Origin of the sequence: Blautia ammoniilytica (genome assembly GCF_025566965.1) — a bacterium.
In the GTDB taxonomy this organism is placed as follows: Bacteria; Bacillota; Clostridia; order Lachnospirales; family Lachnospiraceae; genus Blautia_A; species Blautia_A ammoniilytica.
In genome coordinates this window covers 16,964-42,114 of the sequence record NZ_JAOQJL010000026.1, presented here as the reverse complement: position 1 = coordinate 42,114, position 25,151 = coordinate 16,964, and the positions used below count along the sequence as shown (strand labels likewise).

The 25,151-nt window shown below is 43.7% G+C and carries 23 protein-coding genes and 1 pseudogene; 3 read left to right on the top strand and 21 right to left on the bottom strand.

All coding sequences use genetic code 11. The features are described from left to right. Nucleotides 1–2 precede the first annotated feature (2 nt). The 14 genes from OCV61_RS12620 to OCV61_RS12555 all read right to left on the bottom strand — a co-directional run bounded on the left by OCV61_RS12620 (nucleotide 3) and on the right by OCV61_RS12555 (nucleotide 10,450). The gene (locus OCV61_RS12620) at nucleotides 3–470 is read right to left on the bottom strand and encodes an RNA polymerase sigma factor (RefSeq protein WP_151190355.1); all 468 of its coding nucleotides are present in this window, start codon (nucleotides 468–470) and stop codon (nucleotides 3–5) included. A gap of 285 nt (nucleotides 471–755) precedes the next feature. After that, entirely contained in the window at nucleotides 756–1,217 is a 462-nt protein-coding gene (locus OCV61_RS12615) for a sigma-70 family RNA polymerase sigma factor (protein WP_158422082.1), read from the bottom strand. 16 nt (nucleotides 1,218–1,233) lie between these two features. Next, complete coding sequence (locus OCV61_RS12610; RefSeq protein ID WP_151190434.1) at nucleotides 1,234–1,875, bottom strand: sigma-70 family RNA polymerase sigma factor; 642 nt, start codon at nucleotides 1,873–1,875, stop codon at nucleotides 1,234–1,236. A 127-nt stretch (nucleotides 1,876–2,002) separates the two neighbouring features. Beyond that, complete coding sequence (locus OCV61_RS12605) at nucleotides 2,003–2,152, bottom strand: hypothetical protein (RefSeq protein WP_173770149.1); 150 nt, start codon at nucleotides 2,150–2,152, stop codon at nucleotides 2,003–2,005. A gap of 124 nt (nucleotides 2,153–2,276) precedes the next feature. Continuing rightward, nucleotides 2,277–2,627 (bottom strand): helix-turn-helix domain-containing protein, encoded by a 351-nt coding sequence (locus OCV61_RS12600; protein WP_117639516.1) that lies wholly within the window; start codon nucleotides 2,625–2,627, stop codon nucleotides 2,277–2,279. A gap of 141 nt (nucleotides 2,628–2,768) precedes the next feature. Then, nucleotides 2,769–3,113 (bottom strand): DUF6050 family protein, encoded by a 345-nt coding sequence (locus OCV61_RS12595; protein ID WP_158422081.1) that lies wholly within the window; start codon nucleotides 3,111–3,113, stop codon nucleotides 2,769–2,771. Nucleotides 3,114–3,118: 5 nt separating this feature from the next. Next, a complete protein-coding gene (locus OCV61_RS12590) occupies nucleotides 3,119–4,252 on the bottom strand; it encodes a DUF6017 domain-containing protein (RefSeq protein ID WP_158422080.1) in 1,134 nt (377 codons plus the stop codon). Then, nucleotides 4,233–5,141: a ParB/RepB/Spo0J family partition protein gene (locus OCV61_RS12585; RefSeq protein ID WP_158422090.1), complete on the bottom strand. Its 909-nt coding sequence runs from the start codon at nucleotides 5,139–5,141 to the stop codon at nucleotides 4,233–4,235. The genes OCV61_RS12590 and OCV61_RS12585 overlap by 20 nt, the downstream gene beginning before the upstream one ends. After that, a complete protein-coding gene (locus OCV61_RS12580) occupies nucleotides 5,131–5,916 on the bottom strand; it encodes a ParA family protein (protein ID WP_151190431.1) in 786 nt (261 codons plus the stop codon). The genes OCV61_RS12585 and OCV61_RS12580 overlap by 11 nt, the downstream gene beginning before the upstream one ends. 30 nt (nucleotides 5,917–5,946) lie before the next feature. Next, nucleotides 5,947–6,123, bottom strand: coding sequence for a hypothetical protein (locus OCV61_RS12575; protein WP_192925986.1), 177 nt, complete (start codon nucleotides 6,121–6,123; stop codon nucleotides 5,947–5,949). Beyond that, nucleotides 6,110–6,583, bottom strand: a complete 474-nt coding sequence (locus OCV61_RS12570; protein WP_158422079.1) for a DUF6075 family protein — start codon at nucleotides 6,581–6,583, stop codon at nucleotides 6,110–6,112. The genes OCV61_RS12575 and OCV61_RS12570 overlap by 14 nt, the downstream gene beginning before the upstream one ends. 219 nt (nucleotides 6,584–6,802) lie before the next feature. Continuing rightward, entirely contained in the window at nucleotides 6,803–8,749 is a 1,947-nt protein-coding gene (gene lysS, locus OCV61_RS12565; protein WP_158422078.1) for a lysine--tRNA ligase, read from the bottom strand. Between the two features lie 73 nt (nucleotides 8,750–8,822). After that, nucleotides 8,823–9,305 (bottom strand): transcription elongation factor GreA, encoded by a 483-nt coding sequence (gene greA, locus OCV61_RS12560; protein WP_158422077.1) that lies wholly within the window; start codon nucleotides 9,303–9,305, stop codon nucleotides 8,823–8,825. A 197-nt stretch (nucleotides 9,306–9,502) separates the two neighbouring features. Next, entirely contained in the window at nucleotides 9,503–10,450 is a 948-nt protein-coding gene (locus OCV61_RS12555; protein ID WP_158422076.1) for a glycosyltransferase family 2 protein, read from the bottom strand. Nucleotides 10,451–10,880: 430 nt separating this feature from the next. Between OCV61_RS12555 and OCV61_RS12550 the strand changes: the two genes are divergently transcribed. From OCV61_RS12550 to OCV61_RS12540, 3 genes are all read left to right on the top strand, one after another. Beyond that, nucleotides 10,881–11,972, top strand: coding sequence for a polysaccharide pyruvyl transferase family protein (locus OCV61_RS12550; protein ID WP_158422075.1), 1,092 nt, complete (start codon nucleotides 10,881–10,883; stop codon nucleotides 11,970–11,972). 9 nt (nucleotides 11,973–11,981) lie between these two features. Further along, nucleotides 11,982–13,196: a Coenzyme F420 hydrogenase/dehydrogenase, beta subunit C-terminal domain gene (locus OCV61_RS12545; protein WP_158422074.1), complete on the top strand. Its 1,215-nt coding sequence runs from the start codon at nucleotides 11,982–11,984 to the stop codon at nucleotides 13,194–13,196. A gap of 131 nt (nucleotides 13,197–13,327) precedes the next feature. Then, on the top strand, nucleotides 13,328–14,539 hold the full coding sequence (locus OCV61_RS12540) for a lipopolysaccharide biosynthesis protein (RefSeq protein WP_262582942.1): 1,212 nt from the start codon (nucleotides 13,328–13,330) through the stop codon (nucleotides 14,537–14,539). A gap of 164 nt (nucleotides 14,540–14,703) precedes the next feature. Here OCV61_RS12540 and OCV61_RS12535 read toward each other — a convergent pair whose 3' ends face one another. The 7 genes and pseudogenes from OCV61_RS12535 to OCV61_RS12505 form a co-directional block, all read right to left on the bottom strand. Further along, on the bottom strand, nucleotides 14,704–19,956 hold the full coding sequence (locus OCV61_RS12535) for an Ig-like domain-containing protein (RefSeq protein WP_262582940.1): 5,253 nt from the start codon (nucleotides 19,954–19,956) through the stop codon (nucleotides 14,704–14,706). A gap of 358 nt (nucleotides 19,957–20,314) precedes the next feature. Next, on the bottom strand, nucleotides 20,315–21,529 hold the full coding sequence (locus OCV61_RS12530; protein WP_158422071.1) for a M20/M25/M40 family metallo-hydrolase: 1,215 nt from the start codon (nucleotides 21,527–21,529) through the stop codon (nucleotides 20,315–20,317). A 27-nt stretch (nucleotides 21,530–21,556) separates the two neighbouring features. Further along, entirely contained in the window at nucleotides 21,557–22,528 is a 972-nt protein-coding gene (gene dusB / locus OCV61_RS12525; protein WP_158422070.1) for a tRNA dihydrouridine synthase DusB, read from the bottom strand. 5 nt (nucleotides 22,529–22,533) lie between these two features. Next, on the bottom strand, nucleotides 22,534–22,878 hold the full coding sequence (locus OCV61_RS12520) for a DUF6145 family protein (RefSeq protein ID WP_158422089.1): 345 nt from the start codon (nucleotides 22,876–22,878) through the stop codon (nucleotides 22,534–22,536). 109 nt (nucleotides 22,879–22,987) lie between these two features. Further along, nucleotides 22,988–23,791: a biotin--[acetyl-CoA-carboxylase] ligase gene (locus OCV61_RS12515; protein WP_158422069.1), complete on the bottom strand. Its 804-nt coding sequence runs from the start codon at nucleotides 23,789–23,791 to the stop codon at nucleotides 22,988–22,990. After that, complete coding sequence (argF, locus tag OCV61_RS12510; RefSeq protein WP_158422068.1) at nucleotides 23,791–24,792, bottom strand: ornithine carbamoyltransferase; 1,002 nt, start codon at nucleotides 24,790–24,792, stop codon at nucleotides 23,791–23,793. The genes OCV61_RS12515 and argF overlap by 1 nt, the downstream gene beginning before the upstream one ends. Nucleotides 24,793–24,852: 60 nt before the next feature. Then, a pseudogene (locus OCV61_RS12505) lies at nucleotides 24,853–25,151 on the bottom strand (SPFH domain-containing protein); the annotation flags it as partial.

Sequence of the window (25,151 nt, the reverse complement as noted above, 5' to 3'; positions counted from 1 at the left end):
TTTTATCTGCCCTCACTTTCATATTTTTCTTTTAATCTTTTTCTTGCCCGTTCTAGTTTTTTCTTCACTGCACTCTCTGAAACCTTCAACATATCAGCAATCTCCTTGCAAGAATAGCCTTCTATATAATAAAGAATTAGTACTTCTTTATCCTTTGCATTTAATGTCATCAATGTATCCATAATTCCTGTTTCTTCAGGTTTATGGTAATGTAGTGCAAGAGTTTCGTAATCTACCGTTGGATGCATCCTTCTGAAACGGAGTATGTTTTTACAAATATTAATATTAACTCTTGTCAGCCATGCTCTTTCATGGCTTTCGTCATTAAAGTCCTTTTTTGTATTTAAATATTTCAAAAATGATTCCTGCACTGCATCATAAGCATCCTCTTCGCTACACAGCATAATAATTGATATTTTATACAACAGTTTACAATATTTATTAAAAATCTGATCAGCATTTCTTTTCATCTTTTTTTCTCCTCATATATATCACACATATAATACATAATTGGTGACACCTAAACCAAAAAAGCCAAAAAATATTTAACCACCTGCTACTCACCAAAGATTTTTCTATTCTTCTGCTTGTATTCTATATCATAATTATAGAAGCTAACTTCGGATACATAAACAGCTTTGTAAACTGGCAGCTCTTCCCACCAATTTACAAAGCTGTTTTCATTTCATATACGTTGTCTTATACTGATACTATAACTTTAAATTTATATGATTTTAGAACAATTTTCCACTATTTTAATTGAAATAAATACATCCTCCCTCAATTCCAAGTTCTTTCATTATATTTTTAAGTGTTTTCAAAATTCGTTTTTTTCTGTTCTGTATTGTTTTACGGCTACATCCACAAATTTGTGCCGCTTCTTTCACTGTAACCTCTTCAAAAAATAACAGATAAATCAGATATGCCTCCTGTTCCGGTAACTGTCCTAAACTCTCCTTCAATTTTTTCAGGCATTCACTGCGTACTGCCATCTCCTCCGGCTGTCCTTCCTGCGATATAGAAGTTTTTGCAAAACTGCCTTCCTGCACCACATCAAGACTGCAAACACCGTATTTCTGTTTCTGTTCCTGCTGGTATTTTTCCCTTCTCCGGGACTGATACCATTCCAGATAAACCTCCCTGGTTACTTCCACAAGTGTTCCGTTTTCTGTCCGCAAAATATAATTTTTTCGTTCTTTCGGCTTCTTTCCACGCATATCTTCTTTCCTCCCACTATCTTATCTCTTTTCGATTACAGCCACCTGACCGTACATCTGCATAATATCTCCGCATCCTGTTCATCGCCCTTGACAGGGTTCTGGACACCGCAGACGGAGAAATTCCCAATTCTTTTGACAGTTCATTCTGTGTTTTTTGATGAAAGAAACATCCGTAAAATACCCTTTTCTGCAGTTCCGTCAAAACCTCAAATATTTCATTTACAGACTCTCTGCCAACCAGCATCTCCAATGGAGACTTTTCTTCTGTCTGAAGCATTCCCCATTCTTCCGAAACATCACTGTATGAGATTGTCCAGCCCTGTTCTTTCGATTCCTGATTACGACTCAAACGGTCTTCTCCTTCCAATACCAGACGGATATACCACTCCCTTTGATTAAAAAACTCTTCCGAAATACAGTCCGCCTGTTCCGCATTGTATTGATATTCCCCACAAAAACAAATCGGAAATACCGTAGTGAACCGACTGACCTGATACAACGCATAGCCATTTTGAAATGCCAAGATTTCTGTCTCACAACCCATGCTCTTTTTGGCAATGACCGTTCCATATTCTTTTAATTTTTTTGCAGTAGGAATTTTCATGCCCGGATATGGGACATCTACGATCTGTTTTAATTCCTGTAATGTCAGCATAACTACCACCTCTTCCGGGTGGCAGAAAATAAAAACATCACAGACGAAAAAGCAGTAAAAGACAGCTCCCGGCACACCCGTTTTTTTAACGGGAGCCTGAAACTCCTTTTACTACCACATAAATTTCTTATGCTTTATTTTGTTCTGATAATTCCGGCTGTGAAGCAGCCACTTCATTATCCCTGCTATCTTCCTTTTTCTCCGAAAAAACAGAGAAATCGCCCATTGCATCATATGGGCATCTTTGTCTGTATGCAAGGCACTCTTCCCTTGTCATATCCTGCCTCCTTTCTGCCCGCATCTGTTCTCTTTCCTGACTTAAAGTTTAACAACATTGGCTTTCCATTACCTCAACAGATATGGGGATATTTCTAAATATTCCCACCATATCTGTTGAATTTCTACAATTCCGTACCAAATCCCTCAATCAACACTTCCATTGTCTTTTCCAAAATTTTCTGTTCTTTCCGTTTCAGTTTTTTCGCACGACAAATCAAATCATACAGACGATGGTTTTCTTCTTCCTTACATTCCCCCAATAGTGTTCCTGCATCGGTTTTCAGAATCACCGCCAGCTTCCTGAATATCTCAATAGACATTGCTGTCTGTCCTCCCTCAATCCTGCTGATCGTGTTGGGGCTGATACCTGCTTTTTCTGCTAATACTTCCTGTGATAAGTGAATTTCCTGCCGCCTTTTGCGAATACGGTTTCCTAAGTCAATCAAATCCTGCGATTCCGCACGATTACCCAACACGCTTCCTCCTTTACTTTGCGACACCGTGTCGCAAGGTTTTTCTTAAAAAGGGCAAAAAAGCAGCCAATATTTTTTACGCATTGGCTGCTCTTCACACTCTATATTCTATTTTTCATACTTTGTTTTTACTCTTTGAAATCATGTCCTGAATACTTTTTTTACTATCCACAAACCACCATATCCAATGCTCTTTAACAGATATTTTCCTGCCATAAGCAAACGCCATGTCAAAACCATGCTGCCTATCAATCCTCCTACCAGCAGATTAAAAGCAAACATTCCAACAGTACCTCCTATATCAAATCCTTTTGGAATCATCCAAAAATACATTTTTTGTACGCCAAATGGAATCCCTGAAACTATCCACAATTTCCGGTAATCACACACACCGTTTTCCACACAAAACGGATAAACAATCAGCATTACCACAGCTATCCCTAAAAGCGGAACTGCCACATTCTCCAAAAATTCTTTTCTTCTCATCCGTTTTATCCTCCTCCATACATATCGTGATTCACTTCTGCTCTGTAATAATTTTCTATGGTCATGGTTGAATTGTAGAGTGTTGTCAGAAGATACGCCCGGATATTTCCTACCTTGCTGGTATTCTTCTCAAGGCAGCCAACGACATATTCAATATGCCCATGTTCCACCTTCATAAAGCGGTTCTTCACAATCACCACAGGCTTGTCCACTCCGCCAATACGAACAGTGCTGTTATCCGGCATGACCATAACCTCTACCATCAGTTCCACAAGTTCATCCACTTCCTCCTGTTGTCGATACCTGCTGTCCTCAAAACACTCATACGAAATATTTTCCCTGATAATTTTCCGATAGGCTTCCATCTCTTCCACCATATCAATCATTCCTGCTGTTTTCCTCACTGATAGATGAGAAGGATTTGATAAGATATTATCTGTCTCGTTAAAATCAGTTTCACTACTCTCAGTATCGTTATACTCATTTTCACTAAAATCAGTATTGTTAATATCAGTATTATTAGATTGTGATTTTGGACATTCAAGAGTTGTGATTTTCACTATTCCAGAATTGTGATTTTCATCATTCTTGAATTGTGATTCTGCACATTCCTGAATTGTGGTTTTCATCATTCCTGAATTGTGATTTTCATCATTCTTGAATTGTGATTTTGGACATTCCTGAATTGTGGTTTTCACAACTCTTGAATTGTGATTTTCACAATTCTGTGTATTTACAGGCTTTTCCGGCTCTTTTTCTTCCTTTTCAGGCTGTTTGACCATAAAATTCTTCACATAAATCACGTTGGGTTTCCCCAATCCAAGCCGCCTTTTTTCCACCAGACCAATGCCCTTTTCACTATCCAGTTCCTTTAATAACCGCACTGCCTTCTGTGTGCCACAGTTCATAAGCTCCGCAATTTCTTCCACAGTAAAAATAATGTATACCCTGTCCTCTTCATCGAACCAGCGATTTTTAATACTCAGGCTCATACGGTCCAGCAACAGACCGTATAAAACCTTTGCTTCGCAGGAAATAGTTTTGAAGCATTCTGCGGTAAATAAAATTTTCGGAATCCGGTAAAAGGTATACTGTTCCGCTTCCATTCCACGAAAATAATCAAACTGTATCTCCTGCATCTTCCTGTTCCTCCTTCCCTTTCTTCTTTCTCCACTGTTCCAACAGCGTATAAATTACTTCCTCAACCTGCTCTTTTGTATAGGCTGGCGGAAAATACGAGCGTACCTTCTTTGCCGAAAGAGTTACCTTTATTTCTGCTTCCTTTTTCTGCAATAAAACAGAATAGATAATTCCCTGATTCAACGTCTTTTCCCTGCTATGATTCTTGAATAACTCCGCCTGTTTATCTGTTACCGTCAAAACTGCATTATCTATTGCCTCTAACACCCATTCCTGTTCTTCTACCGTCAGAAAAGAAAGTTTCTCTCCCGCTTTCATGGAAAGTCTTTTATTGTCTACATAGTCTAATAATCTGGAAATAAGGAATGATAGACGGATATACCGCTGAACCGTCCTTCCGCTTTCGCCAGCAGCTTCTCCTACCAGATCAGCCGTATGCTTCTCTCCCTTGCTTCCCTGATGCTTCATGGCTTCATATTTCATCTTATAGGCATGTGCTTTCTCACTGGGCAGAATATCTTCCCTTTGGATGTTCGTATCTACCATTATCACCGTAGCGGTATCATCATCCATTTCCCGGATAATCACTGGCATCTCTTCCATTCCTGCCAGTTCACACGCCCGCCATCTGCGGTGCCCTGCCACCATCTCATACTCACCATCACCATACGGACGTACAATTCCCGGCATCAATATTCCATATCTTTTTACACTCTCCACAGTCTCCTGCATTTTTTCATCATCCAATACCCGGAATGGATGGTCTTTGAAGGTGTGAAAAAGACGAATCGGAACGGATACAACCTTCTCTCCTGCCGTTACTTCACTACTGCCAAATAAATCATCATAAGAAGTCAGCTTTATCTTTTCTGCGCTCTTACTCTTCATCATCCAACACCTCCCCTGTCAGATAGTGATAGCCCTCTGCCACAATTCCTTTCGGGTCATGGAGATAGATGCTTTTTCCCTCTGCGGTAGTTTCAGCCGCCCTCACAGACATCGGTATGCAATTTGCAAAAATATGTATTTTGTTTCCGTACACCTCTCGAATCTGAGCTGCAATATCCTTTGCAAAATTTGTCCTGCGGTCTACTTTTGTGAACAAAATCCCCATGATAGAAAGTTCCGGATTCAGTTTTCTGTGTACCCGCCCTATTGTCTTAATAAGCTGCTGTAACCCTTTAACCGGAAGGTAAGCCGCTTCTACTGGAATTAATACTCTGTCAGCCGCTACCAAAGCGTTAATGGTAATCATACCCAGCGAAGGCATACAGTCAATCAGGATATAATCATACTGTTTTTTTATCCCACATATATACTGCCGCAATACCATTTCCCGGCTCATGACATTCACAAGGGAAGTCTCCAATCCTGCAAGTTCAATATTGGCAGGGATAAAATCCACCCCTTCCTCATGATGGATAATTCCTTCTCCCGGCTCCGGTTCCTTGTCATTGATAAGTTTTTCCATAATATTGACCAGTGTCTCATCCAGCTCGTCCGGTTCCTGAATCCCAAGACTGACCGCCATGCTTCCCTGTGCATCTGCCTCAATCAGAAGCACTTTTTTCCCTTCCCTTGCAAGACCGATTCCTAAATTCACACAGGTAGTTGTCTTTCCGACACCACCTTTTTGGTTTGCGACTGCGATTACTCTACACATACTTTCTTCCTGCCTTTCTCCTGTCATGCTTTACTGCATGGTATTTTCTCTTTTCTCTATTTCTGCGTATACACGAAAATATTTGTTTGTTCCTTTATTTGCAAACGGTTTCGATACTCCAAGCACCCGGATTTTCGGGTGCTGTTGCAGAAGTTTCCCAAACCACTGTATATCCTTAACTGTTCCCTGTAATCTAACCTTCAGCATATGAATCCTCCCAATCCCAATAAAAACAATACTCCGGATAACGGATTTTGACTGCCTCCCAAAAGTACCTTGCATATCCACAGCAAAATAAATCACTGACCGAATATTCTCTGCATTCATTCACCTGACGCTCACTGTCTCCCTCATAATCATAAACACTAGGAGTACCATCACAATACAGGTTAAATGCCAGCCGTACAATCCTTACGCTGCCGCTTGTCTGCCAGCCTTCATGCAGGCATTCCGTTTTCACGTATCCTGTCTTAAAATCGTATATCTGTTCTGCGTTTTCTCTTGTATCCCGGTCAATTCCGAGACAATACACCAATGCCTTGTGGTATACATCCTGATATCTGCACTTTGGCAGATAGGTGTAATAAAATTTTTCGTGCTCCTTATTTTTGAAAGTAATTGTGCGAGTAGTATCTTTACCTGCTCTTAACGCTGTGTTATTTGCCATTTTGATTTCCTCCTGTTTTTTTGTACATGACCGTAACAAAAAAGACACTCTTCTAAAATTTCTCTTAGAAAAGTGTCCTCATAATGTAAAAATATTGATTTCATTTTGCATGGACTATTTAAAATCATTTATTATAGCCCGTTAAGGAGGTTTTATTTGTCGTACCTTTGTCGTACTCTACATCAAAAAGCCTACATTTTTTAATCCTTTATCGGATTTTTAATACAGCTTTGCACCAGCCGGAATATGTTCATCTACCATCAGTAAATGTAATCCCTCTCTTCCGTCTTCCTCGTGTACTGCTGAAATCAGCATACCTTCGGAATCAATGCCCATCATCTTTCTCGGCGGAAGGTTTACGATTGCAATCGCTGTTTTTCCTACCAGTTCTTCCGGTTCATAATACTCGTGAATACCGCTTAAAATCGTGCGTTTACGGTCTGTTCCGTCATTCAGAGTGAACTTTAAAAGCTTCTTACTCTTCGGAACTGCCTCACACGCTTCAATCTTTACGGCTCGAAAATCTGACTTGCTGAAAGTGTCAAAGTCAACGTTTTCTTCAAAAAGCGGTTCGATTTTTACATTGGAAAAATCAATCTTCTCAGCAGGTTTTTCCTCTGCTTTTACAGCCGGTGCTGCCTGTGCCGCATTGTTTGCTTCGTTGTTTGCTTCGTTCTTTGCAGCACCCTGTGACTTCATTGTCGGGAACAGCAACACATCACGAATAGCTGCGGAATCTGTAAGGAGCATACACATACGGTCAATACCGAAGCCGATACCACCTGTAGGCGGCATACCGATCTCCAATGCATTCAGGAAATCTTCGTCTGTATGATTGGCTTCCTCATCGCCCTGAGCGAACAGCTCTTCCTGAGCAGCAAAACGTGCTCTCTGGTCAATAGGATCATTCAGCTCGGAGTACGCATTTGCCATCTCCCAGCCATTCATGAAGAACTCAAAACGCTCTACATAATCCGGATTCTCCGGTTTTTTCTTTGTAAGAGGAGAAATTTCAATAGGATGATCCATAACAAATGTAGGCTGGACCAAATGCTCCTCAACATACTCTTCAAAGAACAGATTCAGGATGTCACCCTTCTTATGGCGTTCCTCAAACTCTACATGATGCTCTCTTGCAGCTTCTCTTGCCTCTTCCAGTGTATGGATCTCATTAAAGTCCACACCAGAATACTTCTTAACTGCGTCTACCATGGTGATTCTCTCAAATGGCTTGCCCAGATCCATCTCCACACCATTGTATACGATGGTAGTAGTGCCCAGAACTTCCTGTGCCACATAACGGTACAGATTCTCGGTAAGATCCATCATGCCATGATAATCTGTATATGCCTGATAAAGCTCCATCAGTGTGAACTCCGGATTGTGGCGGGTATCCAGACCCTCATTACGGAATACACGGCCGATCTCATAAACTCTTTCCAGACCGCCTACGATCAGTCTCTTCAGATAAAGCTCCAGTGAAATACGAAGCTTGAAATCCTCATCCAGTGCATTAAAATGAGTCTCAAAAGGTCTTGCAGCTGCACCGCCGGCATTAGATACCAACATAGGTGTTTCTACTTCCATAAAGCCCTGTCCGTCAAGATAACGGCGAACTGCACTTAAGATCCTTGAACGCTTGATAAATGTATCCTTTACCTCTGCATTCATGATCAGATCCACATATCTCTGACGATAACGGGTATCTGTATTAGTCAGTCCGTGGAATTTCTCTGGAAGGACCTGAAGGCTCTTGGAAAGCAGTGTCACCTCGGAAGCATGAATAGAGATCTCTCCGGTCTTTGTGCGGAATACCTGGCCTTTAATACCAATAATATCGCCTACATCCAGCTTTTTAAATGCTTTGTATGCATCTTCTCCGATACTGTCTCTTGCCACATAAGACTGGATCATGCCCTTCAGATCCTGTACATGGCAAAAGGATGCCTTACCCATTACACGCTTGGACATCATACGTCCGGCGATTGTTACATCTTTTCCTTCCAGTTCTTCAAACTGATCCTTAATATCCTGGCTGTGATGTGTCACATCATATTTAACGATTTTGAAAGGATCCTTTCCCTCTGCCTGCAGTTCAGCAAGCTTCTCCCTGCGGACCTTCAGCAGCTGGTTTAAATCTTGTTCCTGCTTCTTCTGCTCTGCCACTTTCGTGCCTCCCTATCTTCTTAAAAATTTCTGCCGCCCATGGGCCTTGCGCCTCTGAACGGCAGATAAAGTGTTATACGTTTCTCTGAATCTCAAGAACCTTGTATTTCATAATACCTGAGGGCATCTCTACCTCAACCACATCTCCTGTATGCGCACCGATCAGTGCTTTACCTACTGGAGACTCATTGGAAATCTTGCCCTGAAGGCTGTTAGCCTCTGTAGAGCCAACGATTTTCAGCTCAATGTCTTCTTCAAATTCATAATCATGAACCTTTACCTTACAGCCTACATTAATCTTGTCAAGGTCTACCTCATCCTCAACAACAACCTCTGCATTCTTCAGGATCTTCTCGATCTCTTCGATACGTGCCTCAATATCTCTCTGCTCATCCTTTGCAGCATCGTACTCTGCATTCTCAGACAGGTCACCCTGCTCTCTGGCCTCTTTAATCTTACCCGCAACTTCTTTTCTTTTTACTACCTTTAAATCATGCAGCTCTTCTTCCAGTTTTTTAAGTCCCGCATAAGTTAGTAAGTTCTTCTTTTCTTCCATCTGCCTTACTTCCTTTCAATCCGGATAATACGTTGTTATTCTTATAATCTATGCCACTCCGGTTATTACATTCATTGTCTGTTCACTGTTTTTCTGTATTTTTCAAGATAAAAAAGGGTACAAAAATCCCAGTGTATTCACAATTTCTGTATTATAACGAAAACCCCACTTTTTGTCAAGTGAGGTTTTCCCAGTTTTTATCCTTCCGGAAAAAGACGTTTGTACTGCATGTTCACTTCCTGCAGCTGAAATTCAAAATTCTGTTTGTGTTGCTGCACCAGGGTAGACAAAATAATCCCTGAAAACAGACAGATGATCGCAGACAGGATCACAAAACAGATCACGATCAGGCTTGGAATCTTAGTCACAACCCCCATGTTTAAATATTTCATAAAGATAGGGATAAAAAAGCCGGTACCAAGAACAAATAAAATAGCTGCAATCAGCGAAAAGAACTGCATTGGCCTGTAATCCTTATACATACGGATAATGGTACGGATCACCTTAAATCCGTCTGTATATGTATTCAGCTTGGACTCGCTGCCCTCTTGACGGTCACGGTAATCAACGATCACGTTATCAACCTGCATATTCTTGTCAATGGCATGGATCGTCATCTCTGTCTCGATCTCAAAATTCTTGGAAAGAACTGGATATGTCTTAACAAACTGGTAACTCATTGCCCGGTAGCCAGTCATAATATCCTTGATCCCACTGTGGAATAAACGGTTAATGCTTCCACGCACAATGCTATTGCCAAAATTATGGAATGGGCGCTTGTTCTCAGTAAAATATGTAGAAGAAAGCCGGTCTCCAACCACCATATCCGTCCCTTCATTCAGCACCTTGTCACACATCTCTCTGGCATACTCTGCCGGATAAGTATCATCTCCATCCACCATCAGATAACACTGAGCGTCAATATCCCTGAACATACTGCGGATCACATTGCCCTTACCCTGCTGATGTTCATAACGCACTACTGCCCCAGCCTTACGGGCTATCTGGTCTGTACCATCTGTAGAATTGTTGTCATATACATAAATCGTAGCTTCCGGAAGCGCAGCCTTCATATCCTGCACAACTTTCCCTACAGATTTGCTTTCATTATAGCAGGGAATCAGAACTGCTATTTTATCTGCCATGAAAAAACCTCCATTGTAAAAATTCAAGAATGCCTCGGCATTCTTGCTGCGAGGTGCGCGTCATGCAATTGCATGACATACTTCTCCTGCGCACCTCTGCAATCCTGCCGGAGGCTATATCAGCTGGGGGATTGACTCCCAGCTGATATATCTGTTGACAGTATACCATACCAGAGATAAATAGCAAACAAAAATTCATCGCCGTTCACCTCATTCACTGTAACAAAAAATTCCCCTGTGCCAGGAATTGTTATTTACTTTTTTCTTTCTTATGTTATAGTTAAAGAAAACAAAAGAAGAGGCTGATACATGCAAAGCCTCTTAATTTTTACTATGAAGATCCCGGACAACAGCCATAAATAAGCTATGCCTTCATGAGCGAATACATGGATATTGGATGGGCCAGGCCGTATGATTATGGAGGAAAAACATGAACAAAAAGCGTGTAGGCGTGATCACATTCCACGATTATGACAATTACGGGGCGATTCTCCAAAGTTATGCCCTTCAGCGAAAGCTTAAAGAAATGGGCACTTATCCAGAGATTATTGATTACCGCTGCGACTATATCAGCAATCCCTTCCGTCTTGTAAATCTTAAGAAAAAAGGACTTTTCAATTATATTTACGGTGCCATCGGACACATCTGCTATATCCCAAGACGGAGGCAGTGCAACCTATTCCGGAAGCACATGCGCTACAGCCAGCCGGTTTCCAAAGGCAATATGAGTGCTGTGGCAGGCAAATACGATATTTACATTGCAGGCAGTGACCAGATCTGGGACTATAAGCTGACCAATTTCGACACAACTTATTTCCTTGATTTTGTAAAAAAAGGCAAGAAAAAATGTAGCTATGCAGCTAGCATCGGTGAGCATGAGCCACCGGAACAGTACCGTAAGAAATACAGCTCCCTGCTGAAAGATTTTGATCAGATTCTGGTACGTGAGGATTATGGTGCCGATATTGTGGAGAGCCTCACCGGCAGCCGTCCTGGCATTACCTGCGACCCTACCCTGCTTCTTACAGCAGACGAATGGACATCTTTATTAAAAGAGCCCCGATGCAAAAGCAAATATATCCTGGTTTATCAGCTTGGGATCAACAAAGAACTGGTGGACTTTGTGCGCCGCCTGAAAAAGAAAACCGGCCTGCGTGTGGTTTATATTCCTTTCCCGCTTGTAGGCCTGATGAACTGCAGCTGCAAGATCGCCATTGGCCCTGCCCAGTGGATGGGACTGTTCAAAAACGCAGAATATGTAGTTTCCGACTCTTTCCACGGTGTGGTTTATTCCCTGCTTTTTAACCGCAACTTTTTTGCCATGGTCAATGGCCATCATATGAACCGCAGGGTACAGCAGCTACTGAAAATGGTTGGCCTTTCCCACCGTACCATCGAAAACGTAAGTGATGAAGAGCTTACCCAGCCTATTGATTTTACCTTTGCCAATGAAGAGATCGCCCGGTTCCGTGAAGAATCCCTGGCACAGCTTCGCAGCCTGGTAAAGGAACAGGAGGATTGATCTGCAAATATGTTTACCGAAAATCTAAAAAAAAGCGATTGCTGCGGGTGTATGGCCTGTGCCAACATTTGCGGCAAATCTGCCATTACAATGAAGCACGATAAATGTGGTTTTTATTATCCTATCGTAGATGAGACCAAATGCGTAAATTGTGGCCTTTGTCAAAAAGTCTGTCCTATGGAAGACACTTTCACAGGTGTGGATGCCTCCCCGGATATTTATGCACTTCGTAACCGGGATCCCCAGATTCTGAAAGGAAGTTCATCCGGCGGCATGTTTACACTGCTGGCCAAGTGGGTCATTTCCCAGAATGGAGTAGTATACGGAGTTGCCTTTGACAAGGATTATAAGGTTCTTCACATGCGGGCACAGTCCATGGAAGAGGCATCTGCTTTCTGCACTTCCAAATATGTGGAAAGTGACCTATCTGAAGTTTACGTTTCCCTGTCACAGGATCTGAAATCTGGAAAAACTGTACTGCTGACCGGCACTCCCTGTCAGATCGCAGGCGTTCAAAAATTCCTTCGTACCAGGCATATTCCTACAGATAACCTGTATACCTGTGACAATATCTGTCACGGTGTTCCAAGCCGGATGCTATGGAAGGATTATCTTAAAATCCTGAAAGAAAAATATATTGCAAAGGATGACCGGATCACAGGGATCAACATGCGCAGCAAGCGGGTTTCCTGGAAAAAGCAGGTCATGGATGTAACCCTTGAAAAGGGCAATCTGGAAAACGTTATGGAGGACTTTTCCTTCAACCGTTTCTTCCTCAGCCTTTATGGAAACCGCCCTTCCTGCTTCCATTGTCATTATACCAGCTATAAGCGGCCAGGTGACTTTACCCTTGGAGATTTCTGGAATGTGGAAAACGCAGGCGTTACCTTTGATGTGGAAGGCGGCGTGAATTTGGTACTTGTAAACACTCCCAAAGGTCAAAAGCTGTTTGATCAGCTAAAGGGAGAGGCAGATTACCAGTCTGTTTCCAAAAAATCCAGCTGGCAGCCTCATCTGGAATATTCTGCGAAACCGCCTGCAAAGCAGGCTGCATTCTGGCATGAATATACCGAAAGCAACGACAAGGAAATGATAATGCGTAAATATATGCAAGGCTCCTTCCTTACAAAAGTGATCCGCAAGGTTACTCCGTTTTTACGCAAAACCGGTCTTTACGGTTTCGCTGGAAAAATGTATAAAACCCTTCTTGTAAGAAAGAAATAAGTGAGAAGTATTATGACTTACAATAATGCAAAGACCGAGAATAATCATGACTTGCAAATAGAAATATCCGGAAAGGAATGTGACTTACCATCGAATACGTGAATCAAGAAAAAAATGTTAAAAAAGCCTTTTTGTGGAATATGATCGGAAGTACCTGCTATTCAGCATCTTCCTTTCTTTACCTGCTGATCGTTACCAGACTATGTGGTGTAGAACTTGCCGGTTTTTTCTCCCTTAGCTATGCTACAGCACAGCTGCTCCTCCAGGTCGGCCGATATGGGATGCGTACCTTCCAGGCCACTGACCTGGATCACAAATATCTTTTTTCTGAATACAAAGTGTCCCGTGTATTTTCCTGTGCTGCCATGATGCTTTTTGGTGTCATTTTCAGCGCCTACAGCTTTTCAGGAGAATACATTGCCATCAGCATTTTTGTTATCATGATGAAGATGATCGATGCAGTAGAGGATGTATTTCACGGCAATCTGCAGCAGAACTACCATGTAGAGCTTATGGGGAAAATGCTGGCTGTGCGTAATGTATACTCCGCAGTTTTCTTTACTCTGCTGCTTTATTTCACCAGGAATCTTTATCTGACCTGTGGTGCAACAGCCATTACATCCCTGATGCTGTGTCTTCTGGTAAATTCCTGGGCTGTGCAGCATATTTCCTCCCGGCAGCCGAAACGAAGCTTTCAGTTCTCCCATGTACTGGAATTACTGAAAATGTGTACCCCGCTGTTTGCAGGTACCTTTCTTTCCCTGCTGCTTTACAATGTACCCAAGTATGCCATGTCCAATGTAATGACAGATGAATATCAGGCCTATTACAGCATTTTATTTATGCCCTCTTTTGTGATCACGCTGATGTGCGAATTTGTATTCAAGCCTATGATCACCACTATTGCAGGACTATGGTGGGATAATGATCTGAAGAAATTTGTTCTGTACGTAGCCCGTATCATCGGGATCATCTTCCTTTGCTGTGGTGGTATTGTCATTGCCGGGCATCTGCTTGGAAGGACTTTGCTGGAGCTGATCTATGGAGTAGATCTTTCTCCCTATAAGCTTCACTTTATCGTACTTCTCATAGGCGGCGGTATCGGTGCTGAGGTGTACATGATCTACAATATCCTGATTGCCATCCGTAAAGGAGGCTGCATCCTTCCGGTATATGCACTGACTGCCCTGATCACCATTCTCCCGGCAAAGGCTATGGTACAGAAGCTGGGGATCATGGGTGCATCCCTTAATTATCTGTTGTCCTGTTCTGTTTTATTTATTATGTTTTTTGCCATTTTGATCTGGGTGATCCTGAAGAAAAAGAAAGCATTATCTCATTGATCTTTCTTTACAATGGGCTGTCCTATACGCAAACAGCTGCTTTTTTGAATAATCACTTTATATCCTTATAGAATTACAGGGGACTGCATCTGCAGTCCCCTGTTTGTTTGCATATCATGGATCTGTCTGCGGCTTTGCTGCAGGTGTGATCCCTTGCCTCATAATTATTTCTTTTTTACTGTAACAATACACTTGGCACTGATCTTCTTGCCAACCTTTACAGTGATCACAGCTGTTCCCGCTTTCTTTGCAGTGATCTTTCCAGTCTTGCTTACAGTTGCCACTTTTTTATTAGAAGAACTGTAAGTTACCTTTGTCTTGCAGGTAACAGGTGTTACAACTGGTTTCAGCTGATAAACTTTCTTTTTCTGCGGTTTCAGCTTCAGTGTCACTTTTTCTGGTACACCGGTAAGTGACCATGCAGCTACACTGCCTTTCTGTACATTCACCTGAATGGTCTTCTTCTGTTTCTTCGCTGTTACAATGGTGATAACTACCTTTCCGGTTGACTTCTTGGAAGCCTTCAGCTGAATGGTGTTCTTTTTCAGCTTCTTAACTGCTACGATCTTCTTATTGGAAGAAGCCACAGACTTGATACTGTCTTTTGATGCCAACGGGATCACCAGAGATACTTTCTGGTTTCTCTTGATTGGAAGAACATAAGGCTCTGTCTGTGCTTTTTCAGCTGCGCCACAAACGCTGCAGGCTCTTGTCTGCTCACCAGCATCCACATAAGTAGCCTCTTTGGTCACTGTCCACTGGCCCCAGGTATGTACGCCTGTTGCAGGGATCACTTCTGTCTTTGTGCCGCCGCATACTGCACATTTTGCTTCTTTTACTCCTGCCTCTGTACAGGTTGCTGCCTTTGTTACTACCCACTGGCCCCAGGTATGTGCTCCTGTTGCTGGGATTGCTTCTGTCTTTGTAGCGCTGCATACTGCACATTTTGCTTCTTTTACTCCTGCTACAGTGCAAGTAGCTGCCTTTGTTACTGTCCATTCGCCCCAGATATGTGCTCCTGTTGCAGGAAGTACCTGAGCCCTTGTATCTCCGCAGATCTCACAACGCTGTACACTGGATCCGTCTACACCACAGGTAGGATTGGTAACAGTCTCATCTTTCCACTGATGATCACATGCTTCCTCTGACTGTCTTACAAAAACAGCAGCCTCATCCACGCCGATCAGTTTATCGCCCATCTTCACTTCGACCTGAGCCCAAAGAGCACCCGGCATACCCAATTCCTGATAGATTTCCCACAGCTTTGCGCCATAGAGTGTAAGCATAGTACCATCTTCACTTACTGCATAATTATCTCCAGGAATCATGATTTTTTCGTCGCCTCGATATCCATACAGACTCCAGATAATTTCCGGTAACTGATCTGTAGGTGCCGTCTCCGGCATCCGAATCTTAATATTCAGCATGCAAATCTCATTATTATAGATCCAGCTATTGCTAAACTCAGGATCTCTCAGCTCTGAGATCGTTACATCCCGATCCTTGTTTAAGATACGGTCGAAATGAATCTCTTCTTCTGCTACATCTTCCCAGAATTCATTGCCATAACGGTCAGTATGGAGTTCCTGTGCTACCAGTACGATCTGTGTTTCTGTGCCTGATATACGTACCAGTGCCGGGATATCCTGCTCTGCAGTAGCCGGTGTTCTTTCCCATTTCTCCCTATCATATTCCACACGCCAGCGAACATTTTTATTATCCAGTGTGCCTGTGAACTTTTCTCCGGTTTCAGGATCAATGCCTGCATACTCAACCGTAGGATTATACTGGTTCAGATCTACCACAGAACCAACTTTATTACCTATATCACCATTGTCATCCCAGCCTTCCAGTTGTACATTATAATGCAGGTTTCTTACAGAAATGTTGATATCAGTATACGCATCCCAGTCCGGATAGTCTTTTTGATCCACATCATCAAAATGTGTTGCCCTAGATACAGCCCTGAAGCCAACACCAAATTGACCTTCGTCTTCGCTCTTTGTTGCCTGCACAACTGCTTTATTTTCGCCCATTTCTATAGAGGCGAGATTTCCAGGAACACCTCCGTCCATCTCTATATAATATTCATTGGAAGGTACCTCTGTTTTCTCAGTATTACCATCTTCGCCCTGTACTTCTTTGTATACCTTGAAGCTGATCTTCTGGCTTTCTCCTTTCAGCATCTGCCAGCCTGTTTCAAACTCAGCTTCCACTGAATAAATGGTGTCATGTACCCAGATATCAAAGGTATGTGTCTGCTTGTCACCGTGAATATCATCATAGGTAACTGTCACACTGGTACCGCCGTACTTGTCTCCTGTAAAGAGATAACCGTCATCCTTTTCTTCGTAGGATACGGATGGCTCAAGATCGTCCTCCAGACTCTCTATCTTTATTCCTTTGATCTTGCATGGAACAGGCTCACCAGACGGATACTCACTGTTTTCCACATAACAGTTGAAATCCTTGCTAAGCCAGAAACGATTTCCCTTAAACATCTGAGTACCATAGCTAGGATACTGGTAATCCTCTATGGCATCTCTTGAGTATATGCCTGCTCTCTGCTCAAACACCTTTATACCATCTGTTCCAGGTGCTCCTGCTCCTACATAGACACGAATCTCGATCCACTGTCCATCCTGCAGATTCTTCTGGACCTCTGCCAGAACCTTTCCATTCACATGAAGCTTAGAAGTATCTTCTGCATCCACTTTCCAGAATCCGGCATCGATCGTTCCCAGCTGATCTCCATCGTTTTCAGACCGGGTACCTACTTCCCAGCCGATCCGGTAAAGTGCCTCCTCTTTATCTTTTTTGTCTGCCAGATTCTCTGTATTGAGCTGAAGTACGTAATCCTCTTCGTTGTTGAATACATAGGTGCCGCCCTCCTCACGAAGATTCTCGAACCATACGGAATAATCAAGCTCGTCAAACCAGAAATTCCTGCGGCCGATCTCCTCCAGCTGACCATCTTCATTCCTGATGTTCGCAATAACCGTCACATTGGTGCCATCAGTCCCAATCCTGGTAAACCATGGGAATATTCTGCCCACCGGAGATTTTGCGGACCAAAGATTCCAGTCAACCTCCCAGGTGTATTCAACATCTTCTCTTGTTGTTACCTGATCACCTTTTACATGCTGTGTGGAGATCCCCAGACTGTTCAGATCCAGAGTACCGCCAACTGGAATATTGGGAACTTCTTCTGCTACAGATACAAAATCGTATTCATCACACACTTCAAAATAAAACTCATTCTCAGCAACAGGCACGAGTTCATCCTGCTCGTTCTTTATGGATGCCCTCACCCGGATAGAAGTCTCACCTTGATTTTCGCTATCCGTGCTCTCTACATGAATATAGGTTTTGCCATCCTTCTGAATAAAGGAAACATCCTTCAGAAAATCATAATCAATCAACTCGCCATTTTCATTCTCAATCAGTTCCAGAGAGAAGTCCTCAATGTCTTCGCCGCCCATTTCCTGGTCACTGTGTCGCCACTCATGATGCAGGGTTACAGGCAGATCCATAGCAGTTCCCGGAAGCATGGAATTATTGTCATTAGGATAAACCGCATCCAGGTTGTACATATCCTTTTCTACATAGAATTCTGTTTCATGCACCTGCGTCGCTCCAGAAATATCCGTATAGGAAATGAATGCTTTTACCTGACCCGGACGATTGGCATTAAGATTCCATCCACCCTCATGTTCTGTCACTTCAAAAATATCGTCATTGCCTTCCAGTTCAACACCGGTGATCTGGAAGTTAATTGGTTCTCCCCCAATATGGTCCTTATCCTCTACATAGCTTTCGCCTTCTTTATTGATCCAGATATTCTGATCTACAAGAACGGATCTATAGTCATTCTCAAAATGGTACTCATACCAGGATTCTGCAAGATCCAGACCGGCTTCATCTGTATACAGAACAAATTCGCACTGTGGCTCATCACTCGCACCGGGAATATAACCTACTACCTCTGTGCGGATCACAAAATGCCAACCCTCTTCCAGCTCCTGATAAGCCTTTGCAAATCTGGCACCGTTAATGTAGAGCATGTTACCCTCTGACATCCAGAAAGCCGTCTCATCTGTGCCAATATATGGGATAAAGGAATCCTTTTCTGTGTCTTCTTGTATTTTACCAACAGACCAGCGGACATAATAATATTCGCCATTGCAACCAAGTTTATAGACTCCAAACTTCACACAATAGTTTTCCTCATTATCATATACAAAAGTATAATTACCGTCATCGTCGCCTCGCAGATTCTCGAAATACATATCATAATCCAGACAATCAAAACTGTACTCCCTGCCGCAGATCTCTTTCCACTCACCAGCATCATTCTTTGCCTCTGCTACAATATAAATATCTGCATCATCAGCTGTCTTACGGTATAATACAGGAAAATCTGTCGCACCCTCACTTACATTCTTCTTCACATACCACATATTCTCATCCGGCTCAACCAGTCGGAAACGTACATCCTCCCGTACTTGGGGTACTTCTGCCCCAACTATATAATGCAGTACCTGAAGTCCAGACAGATCCAGCTGCTTACCTGCACATAATTCACTGTTATCGTCCAGCAGCTTCTGTGGTGCAAGCACATCATATGCAGATCTTACTTCCACCCAGACCTGATTCGTTGCCAGAGTTCTTTTCTCCTCTCCGGTGCCGGTAACTGCCTGGATGCAGATATCCGTTCCACCATCCGCACCCTCTTTTGCTTTCACAAGCAAAGAGTTATCCTTAGGATTAATGGTAACATCAATCAGACTGCTGTCATATGCTGTGCCGTCTTTAAGACCGTTATAAAGCTCCAGCTCATATTCTATGGCATTCTCTTCATCACCATTCCCTGTATCCACGTCAGGTTCTGTTTCCGCAAGATTGATGACTTCTCCATCACCGCCATCGCCTTCATTATCATCATACCATTCAGAAACAGATGTGAAAATCTTCATCTCACTGCCTGGAAACATATGCCAGTCTCCACTTGCATATTCCGTATACAGCTCATAGTGGACAAAGCCTCCGTCATCTGGCTCTTCTCCCTCTGCCGGATTCTCTCCCTCTACCGAATCTCCTGCATTATCACTGAGAAGATCCACATCCTCTACCTCTTCACAGGTAAACTCTGCCGGCTCCTCTGTACTCTCATCTGCCGGTGCTGCCGTAAACGAATCCTCCGGCACGTCCTCCACATCCTCTACAGATGTTTCCCCAGAAGGCATCTCTTCTGCCTGTGATACCTCTCCTGCCTGCTCCTGATCGGAAAACTCCTCCACATCCACGATCTGCTGATCCGCTTCTTCAGCCAATGCCATAGATGGGCAGCTTCCTGCCACCATGGAAAAGGCCAGTGTCCATGCGCCCAGACGCTTCCATACATCCTTATGTCTCATGCACATCCTCCTTTTCTTGTCAAGCGGATATCCGCCATCCGCTTCGCTGCTTGCACATAATCAAATCACTGTCCTGCAGTTGATCCAGTTATGCTGTTGATAGTTATTCGCTCTTTGAGCATATTTTCACCCAACAGGTTAGTTACATTCATTATAATGGTATAAAATTCATTTTTCAACCAATAATCTGGAATTTGCATTATACAATCTGCACAAAAAATCCTGTCTGCAAGCTATTTTTACTTACAAACAGGATTATAAGATTTCTGATCTATATGATGAGGACAGAGTCAAAAGGTCTAAATCCACCTGAGCTTGCTCATAAGTGGATGAAAGACCTTGGGACCCGCCTCCAAAATTATACATGTCTTACCGGAAGCTGATACTTCCTGTATCCCTGAAAACCGGAAAGCGCCAGAACAAGCAGCAGTTCCTTCTGGGGTGCCCGCCAAGCCTCCTCAGGCTGAAACCATTCGTGAACCGTATGGGTATCTCCCCCATCTCCTGCACGGCCCAGTGCCACTGCAGGAATCCCCAGGGAAATAGGAATATTGGCATCTGTACTGGATGCGTCATGAAATACCGGTGTATAGCCAACAGCACTCGTAGCATCCCAGGCTGCACGGACGATCAGCTCATCCGGCTTCTGTGCCCCTGCCGGACGTCTGCCTTTTTCCTCAAAGATCACTGTTACCTTCTCTTTTGTATCCCACCGGGCATTTTCCTGGCTGACAGCATCTTCTGTCACCTGCTTAAACTGTGCGGACAATGCAGATAATTCTTCTGCACTGTCAGATCGCAGATCCACCAGCATAGAGCATCTCTCAGGAATACTGTTTACAGAAGTGCCGCCCTCCACAACGCCTACATTAAATGTGGTCTTAGGCAGCTTTTTTACCTGAAAATCTGCGATCCGGCTGATGGCCCTTCCCATTGCGTGAACAGGATTGGGAAGTCCGAAATCACTGAAGCTGTGACCGCCCGGTCCTGCAAATGTTACCAGATATCGTTCGCTTCCGGTGGCAGTATGGATGATCCCACCGGGAACCACATTATCTACCGTGATAAAACCATCACAGGCATGTGGATCCCTGAAAATGTATTTTACACCTTTCAGGTCGCCCAGACCTTCCTCGCATACATTGGCGCAGAAGATAATATCTCCTTCCCCATGGATATCCAGAGCCTTCATAGCCCTGGCCACGCTGAGGATCTCTGCAATGGCTCTTGTATCATCATTGATCCCAGGACATGTATACCGGTTTCCCTCTTTTTTGATGGTCAGGTCAGTACCTTGTGGAAATACCGTATCTGTATGGGCTGCTATCATCACCACCGGTCCTTTACCAGTTCCCTTAATGGTGCCAAATACATTGCCCACCCGGTCCAGACCAACATGGTCCAGACCTATCCTCTCCATCTTATCCATAATGCAGACTGCCCGGTCCTGCTCAAAACCGGAGGGAGCCGGAATCTGCACCAATTCCAGAAGCTCCTTAAGGGTACGGTCATCATCTTCCTTCAGATATGCAAATGCTTTCCGAATGATCTCCATATTTTTCAGCTGTTCCATCCCGTTCTCCTTTCCAGTTCCTCCTGCTTATTCCGGTTGGATCAGCTCCAGCAGCTTCTCCAGCTCTTCATAAGAGGATATATTATTGGATTCCCGGCGCAATGCAGAGCTGTGAGGCAGCCCTGCTGTATACCAGGCCACATGCTTCCGCATCTCCCGGATACCCATATATTCTCCCTTCAAGCCGATCTGCGCCCTTGCATGCCGCAGGATCATCTGGCAGAGCTCTTCTCTGGATGGTCCCGGAAGCAGTTCGCCAGTAGTAAAATAATGATTCATTTCCCGGAAGATCCATGGATTCCCTTCCGCTGCCCGTCCGATCATGATCCCATCACAGCCCGTCTGCTTCATCAGCTCTTCTGCCTTCAAAGGAGAAGTCACATCTCCGTTGCCGATCACAGGAATCTTTACTGCCTCCTTCACCTTACGGATGGCATCCCAGTTAGCCTGACCGGAATAATACTGCTCCCTGGTCCGTCCATGGACTGCAATGGCAGAGGCTCCCGCATCTTCGATCCGTTTGGCGATTTCCGCCAGATCCACAGCTTCTTTTTCAAAACCAATACGGATCTTTGCAGTCACCGGCTTATGGATGGCAGCCACAATACTCTTTATAATCTGGGAAATCCTTTCCGGATCCTTAAGGAGGGCAGAACCTTCCCCGTTATTCACCACCTTTGGCACAGGACAGCCCATATTAATATCCAGAATATCAAAAGGCTGTTCCTCGATGCTGGCAGCCACCTGAGCCATTAATTCCGGCTCATTGCCAAAAAGCTGCATGGATACCGGATGCTCCACCGGGTCGATCTCCATCAGCGCCTTGGTATTCTTATTGTGATAGGAGATAGCTTTTGCGCTGATCATCTCCATGCAGATCAGGCCGGCTCCCTGTTCTTTACAAAGCCTGCGGAAAGCCAGATCTGTAACACCTGCCATAGGTGCAAGCACAAAAGGATTCTCTATTTCAACATTGCCTATTTTCCAACGGAGCTCCATGAAGTCTACTCCTTAATGCCAGCCGGATCTTCTCCCAGGAAAAAGACCCTGTAATATAATTCCAATGATTCCAGAAGTTCACTTTTCTGCTGACGGAGCTGCTTGATCCGCAGCGCACCGCCGATATCGTCATATCGTCCGTCAGCCTCCAGTGCCTCTGTCTTAAACTGAAGATCTCCGTTCTGGTCGAACTCCAGTGTAAAAATCCCTCCGATCTCCTCTGTAAAAAGAACGCACATGATCTGCAGTTCTTTCTTTACATGATCCGGAAGAGATGAAAAATCTTCGTTAAAATAATATTTCTGCTCATATGCGCTTGCACCACAGAGCACAATATTGTCCTGATACATCTGTTCATTCCTCTCCTGCAATGTATACTGATTCATTTAATCCATTGCCCTAGTACAGTGAATATTAAGTAATCACCATATTGACTTGCCTTAATTTTCACTGTACTAATCATACGTAGCTGTAAAGACCTCGCACAGATACTTCCCCTGCATTCACAGTAGTATAAGTGCCATCCTGCCGCTCTACGATCAATACGCCAATGTCCGTGATCCCTCTGGCGATCCCTTCAAAAGAATCCTCCCCTGCGATCACACGTACAGGCTGATCCATATTTGCCAGCAATTCCTCATAATCTTCCCTTAAAAGACTTAAGTCACAGGTCTTGGCAAACTTCTCATAATTCTTCTCAAAAGCCTCCATCACCAGGCCGGGAACCAGGCTTCTGTCAAACTCATGGCCTGCTTCCAGATAAAGGGAAGTAGCTTTATCTGCCATTTCCTCCGGAAACTTCTTAATATTTATATTGATTCCTACGCCAATGACCACGTTGCGGATCTTGTTGCCCTCCACAGCCATCTCTGTAAGGATCCCACAAATCTTCTTATGGGATGCCACCACATCATTAGGCCACTTAATAGTCGTATCAAATCCCAGCTTGTTTACTGCCTGTGCTACAGACAATCCCATAACAATGGTAAGCATAGAAGCATATTTCGGCTCGAACTCCGGCAAAAGCAGCAGACTCATCATAACCGAGGTGCCCCGTGGCGCCTGCCAGGAACGGCCCAGCCGTCCTCTTCCTGCACTCTGATACTCGGCCACAGCCAGCGTACCGTGAGGAAATTTCCTGTCAGCCAGACGCTTTGCCATCAGATTGGTAGAATCTGTTCTTTTCACAAAATGGACGGTTTGACCCGCCCATTTTGTATGAATATTTGCTGAAATTGTATCTTTGTCGTATAAAATATCCATTATAATCCTTCCGGTAATCCCAGTGTTGCAGCCATCACAGCTTTGATGGTATGCATACGGTTCTCTGCCTCATCAAATACCTTTGACTGTGCAGATTCAAATACTTCATCAGTAACTTCCATCTCGGTAAGGCCGAAACGCTGTCCCATTTCCTTGCCGATCTTTGTCTTAAGATCATGGAATGCGGGCAGGCAGTGAAGAAAGATTGCCTTCTCTCCTGCATTCTCCATCACATGCTTTGTCACACGGTATGGTGTAAGATCTTTGATACGCTCTTCCCATACCTCATCCGGCTCGCCCATAGATACCCACACATCTGTATAAATAACGTCTGCATTCCTGGTACCTTCCTCTACATCCTCTGTAAGAGTGATAGTTGCTCCGGATTCCTTTGCATACTCATGGCACTGTGCCACCAGTTCATCATTAGGGAAATACTTGCTGTTTGTGCAGGCTGTAAAATGCATACCCAGCTTGGAGCAGGCAACCATCAGGGAATTACCCATGTTATAACGAGCATCGCCCATATATACAAGACGGATCCCCTGCAGATGTCCGAAATGCTCATGGATGGTAAGCATATCTGCCAGCATCTGGGTCGGATGATACTCGTTGGTCAGGCCGTTCCATACCGGGACTCCTGCATATTTTGCCAGTTCTTCCACAATATCCTGGCCGAATCCACGGTATTCAATACCATCATACATCCTGCCAAGAACTCTTGCTGTATCTGCAATACTCTCTTTCTTGCCGATCTGGGAGCCAGTAGGATCCAGATATGTGCTGCCCATGCCAAGGTCATGTGCTGCCACCTCAAAAGAACAACGGGTTCTGGTGCTGGTCTTTTCAAAGATCAGGGCAATATTCTTGCCTTTGTAATACTCAGTAAGCTCACCTGCTTTTTTCTTTGCTTTCAGTTCTGCTGAAAGCTCCAGAAGATAAATGATCTCCTCAGGTGTAAAATCCTTTAATGTAAGAAAATTCCGTCCTTTTAAATTCATAGTCATTCTCCTGTAGTATGTCTTTGCTCTGTTATGCCGGATCTATCCTTGTCAGATTCTTTATTCGGTCTTCTTATCGTCAGTTACAATTTCCTTCAGGGAAGAAGCCAGACCTGCTATTCCCTGGATCTCAGAAGGAATAATGATCTTGGTTGCTTTGCCGTCTGCTACCTTTGTAAGTGCTTCAAAGCTCTTCAAAGTAAGAACTGCATTGTCTGCCCCTGCTTCTTTGATCATACGAAGACCTTCTGCATTTGCCTTCTGTACCTTAAGTACTGCTTCTGCCTGGCCTTCGGCCTCTTTGATCATACGCTCTTTCTGAGCTTCTGCACGAAGGATGGCAGCCTGCTTCTCAGCCT